The organism is Aliicoccus persicus (assembly GCF_900110815.1).
Lineage (GTDB): Bacteria > Bacillota > Bacilli > Staphylococcales > Salinicoccaceae > Aliicoccus > Aliicoccus persicus.
On the sequence record NZ_FOIT01000001.1, the window covers coordinates 656910 to 677855 of the forward strand.

Consider the following 20946-nt stretch of genomic DNA (forward strand, 5'->3'; position numbering starts at 1 on the left):
GAACTTTATCCTTTTCCTAGTTATTTAGCTGATCAAGTGCACTTATTGTTAATTTTAATAAAATATCGATACCAAATTCAAATGCTTTTTCATTTACATCAAATTTAGGGTGATGTAATGGATACGATGGTTCATCCTCGTCGATACCTAACCAATAGTATACACCTGGATACTCTAATAAAAATTTGCTGAAATCTTCACCCGCTAAACTTGGCCGAAGTGTAGGAACAGAGGTACTACCATACGATTCCTGAATTACGTTTCTGACGACACTCGCCCACTCTGGATCATTTACTGTTGCAGGATATCCGGTTTTTATTTCAACATCGACTTCAGCACCATGTGCATCAGAAATTTCATTCGAAATATTCAATAGTCGTGTTTTCATTAACTGACGTGATGCATCCGATAAAGATCGCATCGATCCTTTTAGTTCTACAACATCCGGTATAACGTTTGGTGCAAATCCACCATTAATCTGTCCAATTGTTATGACTGCCGGATCAAATGGATCCACATTACGACTCACTATCGATTGAATGGCTGTGATGATTTGATTCGTCACGATGACAGGATCAACTGTCGTATGCGGTTGAGCCGCATGTCCACCTTTACCTTTGACGGTAATTTTAAAACGATCTGAGTTACCCATTATCGGTCCTGCCATGACGCCAAACTTCCCAAGTTCTAACCCTGGCCAAACATGTTGTGCGAATATTGCTTCTGGCTTGTACGTATCAAATACGCCCGCCTCTAACATAGGACCCGCTCCACCGATCGGTGCATCTTCCTCACTCGGTTGAAATACTATGATAACACGACCATTAATTAAATGTTGATGACGCTTCAAAATTTTACACACTGCAAGCATCATCGCAGTATGCGCATCATGACCACATGCATGCATGACACCTACGTGTTTCGACTTATAAGATACATCATTTTGTTCAGTAATCGGCAAGGCATCTATATCAGCTCTTAAAGCAATTGTCGCACCAGGTAACTCACCTTCAATAATAGCAGTGACACCAGTATCTAGAACAGACTCATAAGGAATTTGATGTGCCTCTAGTACTTCTTTAATATGCAGTGTCGTCTGGTACTCTTCCCCACTTAACTCTGGATACTGATGTAACAAACGTCTGAATTCAATAGCTGAAGTGATGTCTTCTTGTAAAAAAGTGAAGTTATTCTCATCTTTTGTAATAGTGAATCTCTCCATTCTCTAAACGCGTTCCGATATAATGATGACCGTTTTCAATCATCCAATCGGTATCTTGATATGATACATGTATTGACTTTCCAAATTCATATAATGATTCACCGTGTAGGTCTCGCATCATAATATGACGCAGTTTATTGCCATATTTGTATTTTGTTTTTAAGATGCGAAAACCTAACTTAAATTTATCTTTTAAACTCGGGATATTATTCGGTGAGACAGTCGCTAGTATATATTTTAAATCACTAGATCGTTTTAGATCATCGATTAAATACTTCCCCATCTTCGTCTGTAGTTGTTGGCCGCGATATTCTGGATGAACGAGTGACACTTCGGAATAAATTGTTCCTTCCTTATCTATCCCAACATCATCTGCCAAATGATCATCCATATCATGACTCGGCACAAGGAAGGCACGGAATGCAATGAGGTGTTCACCATCAAAAATACCAACGGCAAATTGACTGTTTAATAATATTTTAAATTCATTCACAGATAATGTTTCAAGCAACTCTTTTTTGTCTAAATAACTATAAACTATATTTTGTAATGTGACAACATCTGACAAATACTTCACAGTAATGTATTGAATTACCATATTTTCACACAACCTTCATTGAATTATCATCTCATGTTTACATTCATTATAAAAAGGTATATAGGAGTAGAAGGTGAGGAGATGATATCTAATGCCGATTTTACTTAAGGTAAGTGACACATCTAATCAAATGATAGATTTTGAAGTGATAGAATCTCATCAATTGGAAAAAGAAACTTTAAATAACATCTTCAACATGTATTTTTGTAATGATACATTAGACGATACTAATAAGATTTTAAAATTAATTTACCCCAATCATACTGAAATCTATACACAATTCAAAATCAATTATCTCAGAAAGCGCTAAATGAACTCCATTTAGCGTATTTTTTTTGTATCCATGTTAAAATTATACACGAGAATAGTTGAAAGGGAATGATTGTGTGCAAGTAACATTGGTTAGACACGGTTTAACGGATTATAACTTACATGGTAAAGTCCAAGGGATTTTAGATGTTCCACTCAATAGCATCGGTTTAGATCAAGCTAAATATGCGAGTGAATTTCTTAAAAATGAAACATTTGATGCGATTTATTCTTCCCCACTTTCACGTGCAGTAAAGACTGCTGAAGCAATTAATAAACACTTCGATCTTGAAATTCAAACAATTAATGACTTAAAAGAACAAAACTTCTACGATTTTGAAGGTGCTGATATAAAAGAACTCATTCAAAATTATCCAAATGGAATTGATGAACACATTGAAAGTTTTGAAAGTCTATCAGAACGTGTGAAAGTTGCGCTCGATAAAATATATGAGGAACAAGGACCTGGCAAACATATCTTGCTGACGGCACATTCACGTACAATTAAAGCAATTTTAAATCACTTTGATAATGCTGTTTGTATTAAAACATCCCCGCTTGAAAACTGCAGTGTCAGCCGTATTTCATATGATGGAAAAGATGGTAATGTATTAGAGATGAACACATTGACGATGACGAACGAAAAGGAAAATAAAAATCAAGGCATGGCGCATTAGAAAAAGCTTTGAAATCTATTTTTAGATTTCAAAGCTTTTAATTTTAATCTATAAACTTTCTTTAATAATTTTTCTATAGTATAACAATGACAACATCCCGAAGATTGAGTATAGGAATGTGTAAATAACGATTACCGTAACTGTCGGTACGATGAGCTCAGTTCCAAATAAGAACCAGCCTGCACGAACAGCAAAAATGGAGTGTAGTATACCAATAATAAGTGGTATACCGAATGAGAACAACATCTTTAGTGCAACACCACGGAGTAACTCTGACTCTGTAAACCCGAGCTTTCGTAGTATTGTGAAGTTCCCTTTCTCGTCATCACCTTCTACAATCTGTTTAAAGTACAATATACAGCCAGAAGCAACTAAGAATGCAAGTCCAATGAAGCCCATGATGAACACTGTAAGACCCATGATCTGCATCATGTAAATGGAATCTTCGATCTTACTCGTATAGCCATACCACACATCTTCATCATCAGAAGTCATAACTTCTGCTAAGAATGCATGAACGTCCATACTATTGTTCTCAACATCTATACTATTAACCTCTTCTATTGAGAGCACTTTATCGCCCATTTCTGCAACTAGTTCTTCATACACTTCATCGTCTACAACGACTGTATTTGCACCGAATGCATACATCGGTGGTATAACTGTATCTTCATGACGCTCTATAATTTCAATTGTCTTACTGTATTCTCCGTTAGAAAAAGAGAAGAAATCAGATTCAGTCGCGTTCAGTACTTCTTCAATGATATCTGCAGTACCTGTCACAACACCTGTGTCACCTTCTAAATCATATCCCTCAAGGTGACTATCAGAGACGATATTTACATATGTCATGAAGTTACCAGATTCATTGTTGATTGATTCATTTTCTTGTTCTGATTCAATAGTCACAAAATCAAACGTGATCCATTCATACCTATATCCTGCATTATCTAATGCTTCACTTATCTTCTCCACTGGTACCTCTCCAGAAGCATTTAAAGAGTAATCATATGGATGGCTGGATTCCACCATTCGCTCTGCTGAATAGTAAGAGATGTAAGCAAGTGACATTGCCGTTAAACTAATCGCTGTGATCGTTGTGATTAATGTCAGTAGAAATGCATTTGATTTCATTTTAAACATGATTGTCGATGTTGCAACGACATCGTTGACGTTCACATGGCCATTCTTTGATTTTCTATAAATATTTAATATGAGGGCAACGGTAAATTTAAAGATAAAATATGCACCAACGATAGTTAGAAACAGAATGATCAGCATGAGTGGGAATAGTATAACAGGATATTCGAAACCGATATCATATAAGTTCTCACTTAAAAAGTAACCTGCAACGATCATTACAAATCCAACAATACCTAAAATATACGTGAGTACATTTGGATGCTTATACTTCGTCTCTGTAATGCCTCCAAGATTCATCAATGTTATCAATTTCGTTTTCTTAATAAAGTATACGTTTTGAATCGTTAAGATGATAAATATAAAAACAAAGAGTAAAAATGTATACAACAATGATGTTGTACTAAACTGGAAATCTACAACCGATTCAATACCCATCAATCTAAAGAGAATCATGTTTAATAGTCTAGAGAACAAAAGACCGACAAGTATCCCCGTAACAACACTGCCAAAATAAATGATGACATTTTCAGTAAATAACATGCGCAATATTTTGTTGTCAGTCATACCAATTAATTTATATAGGGCGAATTCTTTATTTCTTCGCTTAATGAACAATGAATTCGCAAACATCGTAAATGTGACAATGATGACAAGTATAACAACTGCCCCTGCCAATAAAGCATCGAGTCCACCGTCTTGCTCTCCAACTTGTACTAGTGTCATCTCATTCGTCGCAAGTAAGATGAATGAATAGAACAGTGTCACACTGAATATTAAAGAGAGGAAGTATAAGACGTAGCGACTAAAATTTTTAAAAAAGTTTTTTAATATAATTTGATTAAACGTCATGTCTCACACCGCCAAGCACGCGTTGCGTATCTAAAATTTCTCTGTAATACATATCCTGCTTCTTTTCACCACGAACGAGCGTTGAGTACACTTGTCCATCCTTCAAGAAAATAATACGGTCTGAATAACTGGCAGCTGTTGGATCATGCGTCACCATCATGATTGTCGCCTGATTTTTCTGCTGTAAGTCTCTTAGCTTTTGTAACAAGTCCGTAGCACTTTTAGAATCCAATGCACCGGTAGGCTCATCTGCAAAAATCATTTTTGGCTCATGAATAAACGCACGGGCAGCTGAAGTTCTCTGCTTCTGACCACCTGAAATTTGATATGGGTATTTGTTTACAGATTCTTCAATACCTAACTCCTTAACTAAAGTATCTACCAGTGTATTCGTCTCATTTTTTGACACGTCACGAATTGACATCGGCAACAATATGTTTTCTTTCACTGTCAAAGTATCGAGTAAGTTGTACTCTTGGAAGATAAAACCGAGATCATTTTTTCTAAACTCTGATAATTGACGATTACTTAGCTGCTCGATATTTTGGTTATCAATAATAATCTCACCACTTGACGGTTGATCGATTGAACTGAGTACATTTAGTAATGTTGTTTTCCCTGAACCAGATGCACCCATAATTGAAACGAACTCGCCCGCTTCAATCTTTAAATCAATGCCTTTTAACACTTCCGTTTTGTTCTGACGCGTACCATATGTCTTAACTATATTTTTTGCTGTTAGCATTCGAGTCATCTCCATTTTTATGATTAACTTAAGTATAGTACGTCTTTAAAACGTTCGCGTTTGATTCATATTACAAAGAAAAAAACGATATGACATTTGTGTCACATCGTTCTAATTTCTGTCATATGGTTCAATTTTGGAAACGTGATAGCAAATATCGTATGTTCTCCGTACACCGATTCCACATCAATCCCAATTTCTAACGCATTCGATGCTTGTGCTGCTAAATAGAGCCCCATTCCGGTCGACTGGTTATCATTTTTATGGGATGTAGACGTAAAGCCAGCATCAAAGATTCGTTTGATGTCCGCTTCTTTAATACCTCGCCCGTAATCTTTAATCGAAAATATAACATAACCATCAGCCATCGTCGTTCTTATTTCAATATCATTATTCTCCGAATACTTAACTGCATTTGAAATAAGCTGATCAATGACAAATGTCACCCACTTCACATCACTCACCACTTCAGTTACATTAAAATGGATATCGAATCCAATTCCTTTATGTAAGCAAATGGTCCGTAATTTACGAATGGACTGATTGACGATGTCCGGAATTTTTATCATTTCAAAATGCAGATCATTCTCAATATTAGGCAAACGTTTTAAATAGAGTATTTCGTTGAGCTTCTGATCGAGACGTTGCCATTCGGTTAAAATTTTAGAACGATCCTCTTCTTTTAAATCATTGATCATCAATTGCATCGTTGTCAGTGGCATTTTTAAATCATGGATAAAACGCGTCATCTCGTCTAAATTCTCTTTCGTCCTGCTCGATTCTATTTCAACCATTTTATTATATTCTTGCTTCAATCGTCTTAACACATCAAAATAATCCTGCTGAAATGCTGAACGTTCACTTGGTAAGTAATCAATTTCCTCATGTTTCTCAAGTTTTCTTACACTTCTATAGAATTCTTTTTTTCTGTTGAAATCAATGCCCACACCAATTGCTGTGATGAACAGGTTGATTAAAACAATATAGATCAGTGCATGAATAGGCACTAATGGATCAATATAACTGATAAAAAGAATAGAAACATTAATGATAATGAGCAATATAAAATATGGATAATACTCCTTGATGTACATCTTCATGACAATTCTTCTTTCAGCAAGTAACCATATCCTGTTTTTGTCACAATTGCTTGCGTTAAACCGATTTGTTCTAGTCTTTTTCTCAAGCGATTCACATTGACTGTAAGCGTGTTGTCACTAATAAATCTAGCATCATCCCAAAGTGCTTCGATAATCTCATCTCGACTAACGACTTGATTTACCTTTTGAGAAAGTAAGGATAATATAAACGCTTCATTTTTTGTTAGCTCAATCTCTTCATCACCAAGTGTCACTCTTAATTTCTTAAAATCAAAGATAGCATCCCTGAATTTAAAAACATCTAACGCTTGTGGATGATATTCATACGTGCGGCGAATCAGTGCTTCTACTTTCGCTTTTAACACATCAAAATTAAATGGTTTTTGTACATAGTCATCCGCACCAAGCTGCATCCCCATTACCATATCTGTCGGATGGTCCCTCGACGATAGGAAGATGATAGGTATATTCGAAACATCACGAATCATTCGACACCAATAAAATCCATCATACTTTGGTAATGTAATATCGATTATGACGAGTTCTGGTGACATTGCAATGAATGTTTGCATTACATTTGAAAAGTCTTCAATACCTTCAATTGTGTAATCCCATTCTTCAAATCGATTTTTCAATTCATTAAATAATGTCGCATCATCTTCTATGATTAAAATTTTTGCCAATATCATCACCTACCGTTCATTTTGACGTCGTAATGGTACAAATTGCATGTACGTTAACATTCTCCAAATCCACTCAAATGGTCCAAATTTAAAGTACTTCATCCATACATGGCTGAGTAACACTTGCACGATAAAGAATGCGAGACTGAATGGAACAAAGTAAACGGCATCCATTTGGTCATACAAATTCGTTACTTTAAAAAATGCAACCATAAATATACTTTGCATTAAATAGTTCGTCAAAGCCATCTGTCCTGCTGGTTGTAAAAAGCGCACTAGAGCGGGTATATAATGTAGGACAACTATAAATATTGAAAGATATCCAAGCGCAACAAGTGGTCCACCAATCGTGTAAGATAATCCGCTCATAGTATCACTCACGAAATCCGTTGAATAGGTCAATGCATGACCTGTATACAGCTTAATTGGTATACCAATCGCGAGCGCAATGATACCAAAAACGAGTATCTTCTTTATATGTAACTTAAAGGTATTGTGTAAATTTCTTTGCCCGACATACAAGCCAAGTAAAAACATTGCTAATACGATTGGCATCATGACGACAATGCCTGCTAGACCCCACATGAATAAAACACCATTTGCACCAACTAAATCCATATAGTTACCATTATGCATGATCTCAGTAAGGTTAAAGTTAAATAATCCGGCATTATCTTCTTCAACTTCAAAGCCACGCATTAAAACAGCAAGCCCTAGTACTAATAATGTGCCTGCACTAAAAATAACAATCGGAACAATTAAGTTAACGATAGGTTTTACACGGACAAAAAGTATTAACCAAAAGCCCGTGATTGCATATAGCGTTAAAATGTCCCCATACCAAATAAATACGCCATGGAGTACACCGATGATTAACAAGACGGCAAGTCGTCGGACAAATAACTTATTCGGATTGTCTACCTTCTGTTCAGCACGTGAGATAAACAGATAAAAGCTCAACCCAAAAAGAAATGAAAACATTGTAAAAAAGCTCGATGTTACAAACGAATTGATAAACCATAGCGCACGTTCATTCCAGACACCTGAGTAAATTGATGTGTCTTCTGAAATATCTATGTAAGATCCTGCAAACGACATGATGTTCATCATTAATATACCAAACAGTGCAATGGCTCTAATCGCATCGATTTCATTTATTCTTGATTGCTGTGAGGTTGGTAAATGCATAGAAGACTCCTATCATATAATCAGATTGATATCGCTTAAAAGAAAAATGCAGAATTAGAGAAAAAATCTAATTCCGCTATATAACCAATCGAGGTTTAGCCAATTGATTTCCTGGCCAGTGAAGTACATATATCCAACGTAAACTAATAAACCAACGAGGGGTAAAAACACAAACAAGAAAACAAATAGCTTAAAGACTTTTGTAAAGATATAAAAAAGCAATCTTAAAACAAGCAATGCAATAAACACATATAACACATTCAGTGCATTCAACTCTATCGGATAGAGTTCATAGTATTGTATTAAAACGACAATAATTACTGCGAGTACAGCATATAAAATTAACTGCAAAATATATTTCATATTCTACCTACTCTCGAACCAAGTGAAGTGGTTCTGGGTTTCTTTTTCCCGTTTTTAACTAGCAAAAATTATTTTGGAAATTCAAATGTGTGATTTTCTCTGCTAATACATGCCCATAACGTTCTTCAAGTTTAGCAACAAAATTAGGATACTCACCTGCATGACCGAGATCTTTTACATAATCAAAGATACCGTCAAAATCTGATCCTAATCCGATATGATCCGTACCACCTAAATCGATGATGCGATCAATATGTGGGAATAAATCTTCAATCACACAATCTCCTGATTTTATAAATGGTGGGTTGAAAACAAGGTTAATCATGCCGCCCTTTTCAATGATCTGAGTGATCTGAGAATCTGTCAGATTACGCAGATGATCCATTACTGCACGTGAATTCGAGTGACTTGCGAATACACGGTCCGCGCGATCGATAATATCATTAAAACCATTTTCATTTAAATGACTGACATCGACTAACACGCCGTATTCATTACATAAATCAATCACATCAAATCCAAAGTTAGTGAGTCCAGCTAAACGTTTTTCTCCAACACCATCAGCAACGAGGTTTGCATTATTCCATGTTAAGCCAAGACTCAACACACCAAGTCTAAACAAAGTTTTTAATTTCATCAAATCATTTCCGAATGCATCAGATCCTTCTAGCGTTAACACCGCACCGATTTCATCATCTTTTAAATCATTAATTTCACTTAGATGCTTGATGTGTACCATATTCGGCTGTGTTAAAATCTCATCATAAAAACAGTCGACTTGTTCCAAAGCGTGTTGCCATTTTTCGTTGTCAGGAATTGCCGGCGATAAAAATATTGCGAAAAATTGAACTTTAACGTTACCTGCTTTTAATCGTTCTGCATTGGTATCAATCTCACTGCTGTTCGAGAAATTTAAGTTGCGCTTTTTAAACATGTACGTCTCTCTTTTATCTGACTGGAGTTTCAATAGTGCGTCACAATGTGTATCAATAATTTTCAATGTGTAATCTCCTTTTAATTATGTACCTTTTTAAACATTTATGCGTATAATAACACTAAAATCATTTATTGGAGGTTAATCAATGCATAAAGAAAGTACGTATTTAAAATTTATTATACCATCTTTACTCGGCTTATTCTTTTTCTTAATGCCAATTTCTACAGAAGATGGTACATCAATTCCAATTGCAATATCAGCGAATTGGATATTGGATGTACTCGGTAACGATATTACAGTCATTTTAGTTACTCTTATCATCGTTATTACCGCAGTCTTTACTGTACTCCTTAGCTTTAACATCATCAAGGTTAAAAATGAACTGTTGAACAGCTTGTTCAACGTTAGTATTATGTGGGTCATCATTCGACTGCTTGCGGGGATATTAGCACTGATGGCATTCTACTATGTAGGGCCAGAACTTATCGTATCCGCAGATACTGGAAACTTATTGTTAAGGGATTTATTACCGACATTATTCTCAGTATTCTTATTTGCGGGTCTTTTACTACCCTTGTTACTGAACTACGGTTTTATTGAATTTATTGGAACGTTCTTTACGAAAGTGATGCGACCACTCTTTACTCTACCTGGTCGTTCTACAGTCGATAACCTCGCTTCATGGGTCGGAGACGGCACTGTTGGTGTCTTACTCACAGCGGGTCAATATGAAAAAGGGTTCTATTCACTGCGTGAGGCATCCGTAATCGCCACGACTTTCTCAGTCGTTTCTATTTCATTTTCTATCGTTGTTCTAGAATACATTGGATTGATGAATTATTTTGGACTATTTTATGGCACGATCATTCTCTGTGGTATCGTCTGTGCGTTGATCATGCCAAGGATACCACCGCTTTCAATGATTAAGGATACCTATTATGTTGAAGGTGTCGAGTTAAATGAAGAAGTGCCTAGAAGTCATAGCATGTTTAGTTGGGCATTGACTTCAGCGTTAAAGAAAGCAAAGAAAGCAGAAGGTTTTCAGGGTTATGCACGCGAATCCATTAAGACAGTGTGTGAAATGTTATTCACTGTACTACCAGTCGTTATGGCAATCGGTACACTTGGTACGGTCATAGCTGAAGGGACACCTGTATTTGAATATTTAGGTGCACCGCTCGTTCCAATTTTAGAATTTATGAATGTACCAGAAGCATACCGTGCAGCTGAAACAGTATTTGTAGGTTTTATTGACATGTTCTTACCTGCAGTATTTATTGCAGATGTAGAAAGTGAAATGACACGATTCATTGTCGGTACGTTAAGTATTACACAGCTGATTTACTTATCAGAAGTCGGCGGTGTTATATTAGCATCAAAAATCCCTGTCGGCATTGGTAAATTGTTTATTATCTTCTTATTAAGAACGATTATTTCACTGCCGATTATTATTCTCGTTGCACACCTTATATTTTAAAATGTAGTTACCAAAAAGAAGGTATTGGAATCTATTTACTAAAAACCAACACCTTCTTTTTAATTTTTAATTAGAATCCTCGACCAGCACCACCGCCGCCGCCGGATCCACCACCGAATCCGCCAAAGCCACCGCTTGAACCACCGCCAAAACTACCTCCAGAGCCACCTGTTGGGAATCCCCAGAAAGTACCTCTGCGTCCACGGCTACGTCCACCTGTGCCGCCGCCTCCGCCTCTAATCATCCAGAGGACAAAGATAATAAATATGAGTGTTATGAACAATCTAAATATTTCTCCGACACTGCTAAAACCTGAGCCATCTGACGAATCTTCAATCGGTGTATCCCGTGTAAATTCACCATCTTCATAGCCAAATGCTTCTAATGATTCATTATACAGTGCTTCATACAAAGCAACGAGACCTTGTTCATAATATCGATTCGCTTGGGAAGAATTATTTTCAAATTCTGCTGCTCTTTGAAAATAATCCAATGCTTCTTGATCGATAATACGTCCGATTTTTGCATCGTTTAAATACCCTTCGACGCCATAGCCAACTTGAACGTCTACTCCACGATTCGTAAATTCGTTGCCGTTATCCAAGTTCAGAAGTATGACGATACCGTTATCTTCGTCTTCTTTACCGACGCCATAGCCTCGCAATGCCTCTAATGCGTAATCCTGTCGGTGAATTTGTCCGGTCGTTGGCATAGTCAGGAGTAGCATCTCAACACCTGTGCCTGATTCCAGATGTGTACCGAGGTCATTTAAATTACGAACACTTTCCTCTGACAACACATTTGCATTATCTTGAACAAAATAATGTGTTGTGTCGAGTGGTGGTAAATCTTCCGCCTGAATAGACGGAATAATCATCACACTCATCAACAGTAAGAGGAACATTTTTTTAATCATTATTCTATACCGTCATCTTGGTCAGTATTAAAATCAACTTCAGGCACCTCACGACTTTCGTCACTCGCTTCAAAATATTCTTTTTCATCAAAACCAAAAATACCTGCGACTAAGTTACCTGGAAACGCGCGTGTGTTACGGTTAAATTCCTGTACTGAACTGTTATAGTCCTGTCTAGCAACTGCAATTCTATTTTCAGTACCTGCAAGTTCGTCACGCAATCCGGTAAACTGAGTGTCTGCTTTTAAATCCGGATAGTTTTCTTGCAGTGCGATCAAACGGCTTAACGCAGAAGTCATATTATCATTGGCTTCTGATAGTTCATCTACGTTTGATGCATTCCCGATATCTGTACGTGCTTCTGCAACTGCTTCAAAAATTTCACTTTCATGATCCGCATAGCCTTCAACTGTACTTACTATGTTTGGTATTAAATCATTACGACGTTCCAGTTGTGTTTCAATTTGTGCATATTGTGAGTTTACATCTTCATCAAGATCTACAAATTGGTTGTATTTAGGGACTATTAGAATGAGTGCTGCAATACCAATTACTAGAACTAAACCTACGACTACTGCAATCGGGATAATAAACTTTTTCATATTTCCTCCTAGGGTTTAACTGACATCTAACAAAAGAATTTGTTATTTAAATTTTACGACAAAATATTTCTTTTTGCCACGTCTAACAATTGTGAATGTATTATCTAACATGTCAGCATTCGTTAACTCATGGTTGACATCCTGTTGTCTTTCACCATTGATATAAATCGCGCCATTTGTAATATCTTCTCTCGCTTGTCGTCGTGAAGAACTAATACCCGATTCTACTAACACATTAACTAATGTGAAATCGTCCCCATTGTAATCATGTGACGGTACATCTTTAAATGCATCTTGAATTTGATCTACATTTAGTGCTTTAATATCTCCGTTGAACAGTGCTTCTGTAATATTTTGAGCCTCATTGAGTGCTTCTTCACCGTGAATGAAAGCAGTTACCGTTTCGGCTAAAGTACGTTGCGCTTTGCGTAAATGCGGTTCATTTTTTACACTTTCTTCTAACGCTTCAATCTCTTCACGATTTAAGAACGTGAAGTATTTAATCAACTTGATCACTTCATCATCACTTTGATTCAACCAAAACTGATAAAATTCATACGGTGATGTACGCTTCGGATCTAACCAAATATTGCCGGATTCAGTTTTACCGAATTTTTTTCCGTCTGCTTTAGTGAGTAGTGGAATCGTTAACCCTTCTGCTTCAGTTTTACCAAACATGCGTCGCATCAACTCTAGGCCACTTGTAATATTCCCCCACTGATCACTACCGCCGATTTGTAATTTACAATCATACTTCTGGTTTAAGTGACCGTAATCGATCGCTTGAAGAATCGTATATGTGAATTCTGTATAAGAAATTCCAGTTTCGAGTCGTGATTGGATGGCATCTTTTGCAAGCATGTAGTTTAAGCTCACATGTTTTCCGTAATCTCTTAAAAATGAAATTAAATCAATTTCATTCAACCATTCTCTGTTGTTCACAAATATCGGTGTATTATCAGATGCTGTTTCAAAATCAAAAATATGATGCATCTGTGATTTTAGACCTTCGATGTTTTTATCGATTTGTTCTTCTGACAATAGTTTACGTTCATCGCTTTTAAATGATGGATCACCAATCATACCCGTGCCCCCACCAATTAAAATAATCGGTGTATGACCATGTTCTTGAAAGCGTCTCAACGTAAGCAGCGGTACTAAATGACCAATATGTAAACTATCCGCTGTTGGGTCTGTCCCTTGATATATTTTTACATTTTCAGTTTCTAGTAGCTTTGCTAAATTTTCTTCATCTGTAATTTGATGTACAATGCCTCTGTACTTTAAATCTTCTAATAACTGACTCATGAAATCATCTCCAAATTATAATTATATTAAAAATACACCCAATCTAACAATTAGATTGGGTGCTTGACACGGTACCACCATTCAGTTTTACTTATAGGGCAAAAAGATAAGCGTAAGTGTATTCACGATATCTCATGTACTAATTTCCACCACCCATTAGCTCTCTAAAAGTCATACAAATATCATTACTTCTCTTACATCTTGTTGGATATTCTATTGACTTAAATTATAATAAAATACGGTTCGTAAAGTCAACTTCAATAAAATCAACCCTTCGAGCTTTGAATAAATCATATTTGTTCTTAGCCCTATATATTAGTTAGGCGATTCATAATATATATTACTTCACCTTCAAACCCTTTTAGTCTGTTAGTTTAATAATAGTATTGTAAAAAAGGAATAAGTGGTTAACAAGTAATATAAATTAAATCCCTCTATTTTTAAATGGATAATTGACAAAATCATGAATCTCATTTAAATTTTTAGTGTTTTTACACCACAAAATATTCTTAGAAAATATCATAATGTGTTATAATCCTATTATACTGGGAGGTTACTGAATGAGTAATAACAATGGTTTTTTTAATCGCCTCACTTCATTTTTTACAAGAAAACAAGAAGTTAAGGAAAAAGATAAGATACATGGTAGTTCATTAAAGGAAAAATATAATAACGCGCGCGACCGCTTTGATAAGGTCGGTTCCCCATTTAGGGTCGCTTTTTACACCGTTTACGATACTGTATGGAATGTCGTTTTATTTTTAATTGTAACACTATCGTTATTCGGTATATTTGGCGGTGCGATCGGACTCGGTTATATCGCAGCACTGGTAAACGACCATGAAATTCAAACCGCTGAAGAAATGAAGCAGTCGTTAACAGAGATGACAGAGAGTACGACCGTGTCATTTGGCTCTGGTGAAGAGATCGGAACACTTCGAACTGATTTAGTACGTGAGAAGATTACATACGATGAAATGTCACCATATCTCATCGATGCATTGATTGCGACTGAAGATGAATATTTCTATGAACATAATGGAATGGTACCAAAAGCATTTATCCGTGCTTCATTACAGCAAGTTGTTTCTGATAATACGACGGGTGGTTCAACAATTACACAACAGTTGATTAAGAACCAATTGCTTACTACTGATACGACATTTGACCGTAAAGCAACAGAGATTTTACTATCTTTCCGTGTTGAGAAACTACTAGAAAAAGATGAAATTCTAGAAGCTTACTTAAATCAAGTGTCATTCGGTCGTAATGCAAATGGCCAAAACATCGCTGGTGTTGAAGCAGCAGCACAAGGTATATTTGGAATTTCGGCAAATGAACTCAATATTGCACAAGCAGCATTTATCGCAGGTATGCCTCAAAACCCTTACGCTTATACACCATTTACACAGCTCGGGGAAGTGAAAGACCAAGATTACTTGGAACCGGGGCTTCAGCGATTGTCATATGTACTGAATCGTATGCATACTGAAGGTATGATCACTGATGAAGAATATGAGGAAGCTCAAAATTACGATATCATCGGTAATTTAACGACACGCGTTGAAACACCAAATGAATTATATCCACATTTGACAGATGAAATTGAACGTCGTACAGTGCAGATTTTAAAATATGTACTCGCAGAAGAAGATGGCTTAGATCGTAGTGATGTAGACAATACACCTTTAATTAACGAAGAATATACAATTCGTGCAAACAGTGCACTGCGTAATCAAGGGTATCAAATCACAACAACGATTGATAAGGAAATATATGATACGATGCAACAGATCAAAGATGATTCACCATATTACTATGGTGAAAGAAGTTCAGCTGAAGCTCTCGATGCACAACCTGGACAGACAGAAGAAATGTTACAACATGAAATCGGTGTGATTTTAAAAAATAATAAAACTGGTGCAATTATCGGTTTTGTCGGCGGACGTGATTTTGAACGTTCAGCCATCAACCATGCGACGATGACGAAGCGTCAGGCAGGCTCTATTATGAAACCTCTTGCTGCCTATGCACCAGCAATCGATAAGGGACTCATCGTCCCTGACACAGTATTGCTTGACCAGAAGTTCGAAATTACGCACGAAGGTTGGGCACCGACAAACTACGATGCTGAAAACGAGTATGGATTAGTCACAGCATATCACGCACTGACGAACTCATTTAACTTGAGTACGCTTCGACTGTGGAGCCAAGTTAAATCAGAACGTCCACAAGACTATTTAACGCAAGTGGGAATTGATATTCCTCTGAATCAATATGCTGATTTAGAACGTACGACACTCGTTGATTCATTTGCACTCGGTTCACTCGACATGTCTGTAGAGGAAAGTGTTGATGCATTCTCAAGTCTTGCAAATAACGGTATGTTTGCCGACAGCTATATGATCGAAACAATTACCGGTCCTGATGGAGAAGTTGTCTACCAACATGAAGTCGAACCGATTAGAGTTTGGGAAGATTCTACTGCATACTTAACTTCAGAAATATTAGAAAATGTATTTAGAGAAGGTTCTGCCTACTACATCAGTGACTATTACGACCAGGTGTCAGGCACTTATGATTGGGCAGGTAAGACAGGTACAACAGACACTTTCGTTGACTCATGGTTTACTGCATATAATCCCGAAGTAACACTCGGTGTTTGGATGGGTTATGACCAACGTATTCCTCAAGTATATGAGACGTACCAAGAAGAGCGTCACCACATTTACGCGTGGAGAGAATTTGCGAGTCGTTTATCTGAAGTTAACCCAGAACTAATGGGTGCAAATCAGTTCAGATCACAGCCATCATCCGTATCACAAGTAAGATTCTGTGCGCTCACGATGGAACTTGAGTCCGATTGTGATACACGATATGACAGAGTAATCACCGGCCTCGTTGCAAATAACACGTTGTTAGAACCAAAAGAAAATATTACAGATTATCGCATTCAAGAGCGTCTTGGTGCAGGATTCTATGGTATCTCTCCAGCATTAAATGTTTCTCATTATCAAGGACAAGTCAGACAGGATTGGAGTCGAACATATACGATTGGCTCGTCTTCATCATCTCAATCTGATAATGCTAACAATGGTAATCAACAAGAGACAGAACAATCTGGCGATGACGGCACAGAAGACGGATCTTGGTAAATTTAAATTTAAGCATATCTCCTATTTAGTTAGGAGATATGCTTTTTTTATTATCACGTTTTCTTTGTTATAAAGATGTGCAACCAAAAAATCCTCTATAGCTGATAGAAATCAACTATAGAGGAGATATTATTTTGTAAGTTTAGAATAATCCTTTTGAATTACCATCTTTGTCAACGTCCATGTGAACTGCTGATGGTACTTTTGGTAAACCAGGCATTGTCATGATGTCACCTGTTAATGCAACAACGAACCCAGCACCTGCTTTAGCAATTACTTCACGTACAGTAACTTCGAATCCTTCCGGACGACCAAGTAATTTTGGATTGTCACTAAGAGAATACTGAGTTTTCGCCATACATACTGGGAAGTGTCCCCATCCGTTTTTCTCGATCTCAGCAATTTGTTTTTTCGCTTTGTCTGTTAATACAACACCTGAACCACCGTAAACTTCTGTTACGATTGTGTTGATTTTATCAGCGATTGGCATCTCATCTTCGTATAAGAACTTAAAGTTTTGTGGTTGATCAAGTACTTCTAGTACTTTCTCTGCAAGCTCTACGCCGCCTTCTCCACCTTTTTCCCAAACTTTAGTCAGTGCAATACGCACGCCTAAATCGTTACAGTAGTCTAATACGAATTGACGCTCTTCATCTGTATCAGTTACGAAGTCGTTCAGTGCAACAACTGGCTCAACTCCGAATTTTCTAGCGTTTTCAATGTGTTTTTCTAAGTTTTTAATACCCACTTTAAGTGCATCAACGTTTGCTTCACCTAGATCTTCTTTCGCTACGCCACCGTTCATTTTTAACGCACGGATTGTCGCAACAAGCACGATTGCATCTGGTTCAAATCCAGCTTTACGCGCTTTGATGTCCATGAATTTCTCTCCACCTAAGTCAGAACCAAATCCACACTCAGTCACAACGATATCTGATAATTTACGTGCAGTGTTTGTTGCGATAACTGAGTTACATCCATGTGCGATATTTGCAAATGGTCCACCATGAATTAATGCTGGTGTACCTTCCATCGTTTGTACTAAGTTTGGTTTAATTGCTTCTTTTAACAATAATGCAAGTGCACCTTGTACTTCTAGTTGTGCAACCGTTACTGGCTTACGATCATACGTATATCCGATAACAATTTGAGAAAGTTTTTCTTTTAAGTCTTCGATATCATTTGATAGACAAAGCACAGCCATGATTTCACTTGCAACAGTAATATCAAAACCATCTTCACGTGGCACACCTTGTGCAGGGCCACCGAGACCAATTGTTACGTTTCGCAGTGCACGGTCATTCATATCTAATACGCGTTTCCATGTCACACGTCTTGGATCGATATTTAACTGATTTCCTTGGTGAATGTGGTTATCGATGAATGCAGCTAACGCATTGTTTGCAGTTGTAATTGCGTGCAGATCACCGTTGAAGTGTAAGTTAATCTCTTCCATAGGTAGTACTTGCGCATGTCCACCACCAGTTGCGCCACCTTTAATACCCATTACAGGGCCTAATGAAGGCTCACGAAGTGCAACCATTACATTTTTACCAAGTTTATTGAACGCGTCTGATAAACCAACCGTACATGTTGATTTACCTTCACCTGCTGGTGTTGGGTTCATTGCAGATACGAGAACAATTTTAGATGATTTTTCATCACCTTCAACTTTATGAATATCTACCTTTGCTTTATACTTACCATACATTTCAAGTGCTTCATTTGGAATGCCGGCTTTCTTAGCAATCTCTTCAATCGGTTGAATTGAAGCTTGTGATGCAATTTCCTGATCTGTTAAATGTGCCATACAATTAAACTCTCCTTATCATGTAGATTACTCTCTTATTATTACATATTTCATCTAAAACAAAAAGGCTCTATACACGATTATGACATTTACCTTAGTCGTCATCGAGTGCACTTAAATCACCTTCTGGTAAGTTTAACTCCCAAGCTTTCAACACACGTCGCATAATCTTACCGCTGCGTGTTTTCGGTAATTTATCTTTAAATTCGATCTCACGTGGTGCAGCATGTGCTGCAAGTCCATTTTTAACGAACAAACGAATGTCTTCTTTTAGTTCATCTGATGGTTTATATTCTTTTTTCAATGTAATAAACGCCTTGACAATTTCGCCTCGAATCGGGTCTGGTTTACCGATGACACCTGCTTCTTGAATTGCTTCATGCTCGACGAGTTTTGACTCGATTTCAAACGGTCCAACACGTTCACCTGCTGTCATGATGACATCATCAACGCGTCCTTGGAACCAATAATAGCCATCTTCATCTTTATATGCTGAATCTCCCGATACGTACCAGTCATTAATAAAGTATGAATCGTACTTCGCATCATTCTTCCAAATTTTACGCATCATTGCCGGCCATCCGCGTTTTAAAGCAAGGTTACCCATGCGATTTTCTGGCAATTCATTTCCCTGATCATCAACGATTGCCGCTTCAACGCCTGGCAATGGTTTACCCATGGACCCACCACGAATTTCCATACCCGGGAAGTTGACGATACAGTGTGCACCTGTCTCAGTCATCCACCATGTGTCATGTATTCGTCTGTTGTATACATCCATCCCCCATTTTACAACTTCAGGATTCAGTGGCTCACCGACTGAAAGTACATGTCTCACATGAGATAGATCATACTGATTGACGACTTCATCACCAGCACCCATCAGCATTCTAAACGCAGTTGGTGCACTGTACCAAACCGTCACTTTTAAGTCTTCTAATGCGCCATACCAAGACTCTGGTGAGAAGCGTCCACCGACAACAACATTCGTCACACCATTTAACCATGGCGCAAATATTCCGTATGATGTACCTGTCACCCAGCCTGGGTCTGCTGTACACCAATAAACATCATCTTCTTTTAAATCAAGCACCACTTTACCTGAGTAGTACTGTTGAATCATTGCATATTGTGCGTGTAATACACCTTTTGGTACACCTGTTGAACCACTTGTGTAATGTAAGATGAGTCCATCTTCTTTATCTAGCCAGACGATATCAAACGCAGTGCTCGCATCATTCATTCCTTTTCTAAAATCTACGATTTTGTCATCTGCAGAGACATCATCTCCAATTACAACAATCTTCTCTAGAGATGGCAACTCATCAACAGGTACACGTGTTAACAATTCTGGTGTTGTTACAAGCACGCGCGCACCACTGTTTTCGAGGCGATCCTTCACTGCTTTTTCCATAAAGGCCTCAAATAATGGTCCTACAATTGCGCCTAATTTTAAACTACCAAGCAATGCGAAATAGAGTTCCGGTGAACGGGGCATAAAGATAAAAATCCGATCACCTTTTTCGATGTTTGCATTATCTTTTAGTACATTTGCCGCTTGGTTTGTTTTATCTTGCATTTCTTTAAATGTGTATCTTTCAATTACATCGTTATTTTTGAAGATCAGTGCTTGCTTGTTACCCAGACCTTTTTCAACATTATAATCGATGCATTCATATGCCATATTAAATTTTCCAGTTTCATACCATGAGAACTGTTTTTCTATCTCTGCCCAATCATGTGATTCATAGGCTGCATCGTAATCTTTCATATTTGGATACTGATCCGTTACTTTATACTTTTCGACTTGCACCATCACCAACTCCTTTATTTAATCTTACTTCTCTTTATTATATAATAAATA

Annotated in this window: 17 protein-coding genes; 3 read left to right on the top strand and 14 right to left on the bottom strand. The window is 37.2% G+C overall.

What is annotated here, in order from left to right; genetic code table 11:
* Positions 1–16 precede the first annotated feature (16 nt).
* The gene (locus BMW30_RS03175; protein WP_091473818.1) at positions 17–1222 is read right to left on the bottom strand and encodes a M20 metallopeptidase family protein; all 1206 of its coding nucleotides are present in this window, start codon (positions 1220–1222) and stop codon (positions 17–19) included.
* The gene (locus BMW30_RS03180) at positions 1194–1820 is read right to left on the bottom strand and encodes a GNAT family N-acetyltransferase (RefSeq protein WP_091473820.1); all 627 of its coding nucleotides are present in this window, start codon (positions 1818–1820) and stop codon (positions 1194–1196) included. The genes BMW30_RS03175 and BMW30_RS03180 overlap by 29 nt, the downstream gene beginning before the upstream one ends.
* Positions 1821–2206: 386 nt before the next feature.
* On the opposite strand from BMW30_RS03180, the gene BMW30_RS03190 reads away from it, so the two are divergent.
* Complete coding sequence (locus tag BMW30_RS03190; RefSeq protein ID WP_180366192.1) at positions 2207–2806, top strand: histidine phosphatase family protein; 600 nt, start codon at positions 2207–2209, stop codon at positions 2804–2806.
* 48 nt (positions 2807–2854) lie between these two features.
* On the opposite strand, the gene BMW30_RS03195 is transcribed toward BMW30_RS03190, so the two are convergent.
* The 7 genes from BMW30_RS03195 to BMW30_RS03225 form a co-directional block, all read right to left on the bottom strand.
* A complete protein-coding gene (locus BMW30_RS03195; RefSeq protein ID WP_091473825.1) occupies positions 2855–4798 on the bottom strand; it encodes an FtsX-like permease family protein in 1944 nt (647 codons plus the stop codon).
* Positions 4788–5543: an ABC transporter ATP-binding protein gene (locus tag BMW30_RS03200; protein WP_377910938.1), complete on the bottom strand. Its 756-nt coding sequence runs from the start codon at positions 5541–5543 to the stop codon at positions 4788–4790. Before BMW30_RS03200 ends, BMW30_RS03195 begins: the two co-directional genes overlap by 11 nt.
* 101 nt (positions 5544–5644) lie before the next feature.
* A complete protein-coding gene (locus BMW30_RS03205) occupies positions 5645–6643 on the bottom strand; it encodes a sensor histidine kinase (RefSeq protein WP_091473827.1) in 999 nt (332 codons plus the stop codon).
* Positions 6640–7326 (bottom strand): response regulator transcription factor, encoded by a 687-nt coding sequence (locus BMW30_RS03210; protein WP_091473829.1) that lies wholly within the window; start codon positions 7324–7326, stop codon positions 6640–6642. The genes BMW30_RS03205 and BMW30_RS03210 overlap by 4 nt, the downstream gene beginning before the upstream one ends.
* 9 nt (positions 7327–7335) lie before the next feature.
* Positions 7336–8514 (bottom strand): DUF418 domain-containing protein, encoded by a 1179-nt coding sequence (locus BMW30_RS03215; protein ID WP_091473831.1) that lies wholly within the window; start codon positions 8512–8514, stop codon positions 7336–7338.
* A 54-nt stretch (positions 8515–8568) separates the two neighbouring features.
* Positions 8569–8877: a hypothetical protein gene (locus tag BMW30_RS03220; RefSeq protein ID WP_091473832.1), complete on the bottom strand. Its 309-nt coding sequence runs from the start codon at positions 8875–8877 to the stop codon at positions 8569–8571.
* A 58-nt stretch (positions 8878–8935) separates the two neighbouring features.
* Positions 8936–9877 (bottom strand): dipeptidase, encoded by a 942-nt coding sequence (locus BMW30_RS03225; protein ID WP_091473834.1) that lies wholly within the window; start codon positions 9875–9877, stop codon positions 8936–8938.
* Between the two features lie 82 nt (positions 9878–9959).
* On the opposite strand from BMW30_RS03225, the gene BMW30_RS03230 reads away from it, so the two are divergent.
* Complete coding sequence (locus tag BMW30_RS03230; protein WP_091473836.1) at positions 9960–11291, top strand: YjiH family protein; 1332 nt, start codon at positions 9960–9962, stop codon at positions 11289–11291.
* Between the two features lie 70 nt (positions 11292–11361).
* Here the strand turns inward: BMW30_RS03230 and BMW30_RS10515 are convergent, their stop codons facing one another.
* From BMW30_RS10515 to tyrS, 3 genes are read right to left on the bottom strand one after another with little or no spacing between them, the layout of a single operon-like run.
* Positions 11362–12207 (bottom strand): TPM domain-containing protein, encoded by an 846-nt coding sequence (locus BMW30_RS10515; RefSeq protein WP_091473837.1) that lies wholly within the window; start codon positions 12205–12207, stop codon positions 11362–11364.
* A complete protein-coding gene (locus BMW30_RS03240; protein WP_091473839.1) occupies positions 12207–12809 on the bottom strand; it encodes a LemA family protein in 603 nt (200 codons plus the stop codon). Before BMW30_RS03240 ends, BMW30_RS10515 begins: the two co-directional genes overlap by 1 nt.
* A 42-nt stretch (positions 12810–12851) precedes the next feature.
* The gene (gene tyrS, locus BMW30_RS03245) at positions 12852–14117 is read right to left on the bottom strand and encodes a tyrosine--tRNA ligase (protein WP_091473841.1); all 1266 of its coding nucleotides are present in this window, start codon (positions 14115–14117) and stop codon (positions 12852–12854) included.
* A gap of 560 nt (positions 14118–14677) precedes the next feature.
* Between tyrS and BMW30_RS03250 the strand changes: the two genes are divergently transcribed.
* A complete protein-coding gene (locus BMW30_RS03250; RefSeq protein ID WP_091473842.1) occupies positions 14678–17272 on the top strand; it encodes a transglycosylase domain-containing protein in 2595 nt (864 codons plus the stop codon).
* 142 nt (positions 17273–17414) lie between these two features.
* On the opposite strand, the gene BMW30_RS03255 is transcribed toward BMW30_RS03250, so the two are convergent.
* Positions 17415–19082 (bottom strand): formate--tetrahydrofolate ligase, encoded by a 1668-nt coding sequence (locus BMW30_RS03255; protein WP_091473844.1) that lies wholly within the window; start codon positions 19080–19082, stop codon positions 17415–17417.
* A gap of 94 nt (positions 19083–19176) precedes the next feature.
* Positions 19177–20895: an acetate--CoA ligase gene (gene acsA, locus BMW30_RS03260; RefSeq protein WP_377910971.1), complete on the bottom strand. Its 1719-nt coding sequence runs from the start codon at positions 20893–20895 to the stop codon at positions 19177–19179.
* Positions 20896–20946: the final 51 nt, after the last annotated feature.

Excerpts from the sequence above, each read along its gene's own strand:
- BMW30_RS03255 (WP_091473844.1), bottom strand. The coding sequence starts at position 19,082 with ATGGCACATTTAACAGATCAGGAAATTGCATCACAAGCTTCAATTCAA.
- BMW30_RS03240 (WP_091473839.1), bottom strand. The coding sequence starts at position 12,809 with ATGAAAAAGTTTATTATCCCGATTGCAGTAGTCGTAGGTTTAGTTCTA.
- BMW30_RS03230 (WP_091473836.1), top strand. The coding sequence starts at position 9,960 with ATGCATAAAGAAAGTACGTATTTAAAATTTATTATACCATCTTTACTC.
- BMW30_RS03180 (WP_091473820.1), bottom strand. The coding sequence starts at position 1,820 with ATGGTAATTCAATACATTACTGTGAAGTATTTGTCAGATGTTGTCACA.
- BMW30_RS03215 (WP_091473831.1), bottom strand. The coding sequence starts at position 8,514 with ATGCATTTACCAACCTCACAGCAATCAAGAATAAATGAAATCGATGCG.
- BMW30_RS10515 (WP_091473837.1), bottom strand. The coding sequence starts at position 12,207 with ATGATTAAAAAAATGTTCCTCTTACTGTTGATGAGTGTGATGATTATT.
- BMW30_RS03220 (WP_091473832.1), bottom strand. The coding sequence starts at position 8,877 with ATGAAATATATTTTGCAGTTAATTTTATATGCTGTACTCGCAGTAATT.
- BMW30_RS03205 (WP_091473827.1), bottom strand. The coding sequence starts at position 6,643 with ATGAAGATGTACATCAAGGAGTATTATCCATATTTTATATTGCTCATT.
- BMW30_RS03195 (WP_091473825.1), bottom strand. The coding sequence starts at position 4,798 with ATGACGTTTAATCAAATTATATTAAAAAACTTTTTTAAAAATTTTAGT.
- BMW30_RS03175 (WP_091473818.1), bottom strand. The coding sequence starts at position 1,222 with ATGGAGAGATTCACTATTACAAAAGATGAGAATAACTTCACTTTTTTA.
- tyrS (WP_091473841.1), bottom strand. The coding sequence starts at position 14,117 with ATGAGTCAGTTATTAGAAGATTTAAAGTACAGAGGCATTGTACATCAA.
- BMW30_RS03250 (WP_091473842.1), top strand. The coding sequence starts at position 14,678 with ATGAGTAATAACAATGGTTTTTTTAATCGCCTCACTTCATTTTTTACA.
- BMW30_RS03200 (WP_377910938.1), bottom strand. The coding sequence starts at position 5,543 with ATGCTAACAGCAAAAAATATAGTTAAGACATATGGTACGCGTCAGAAC.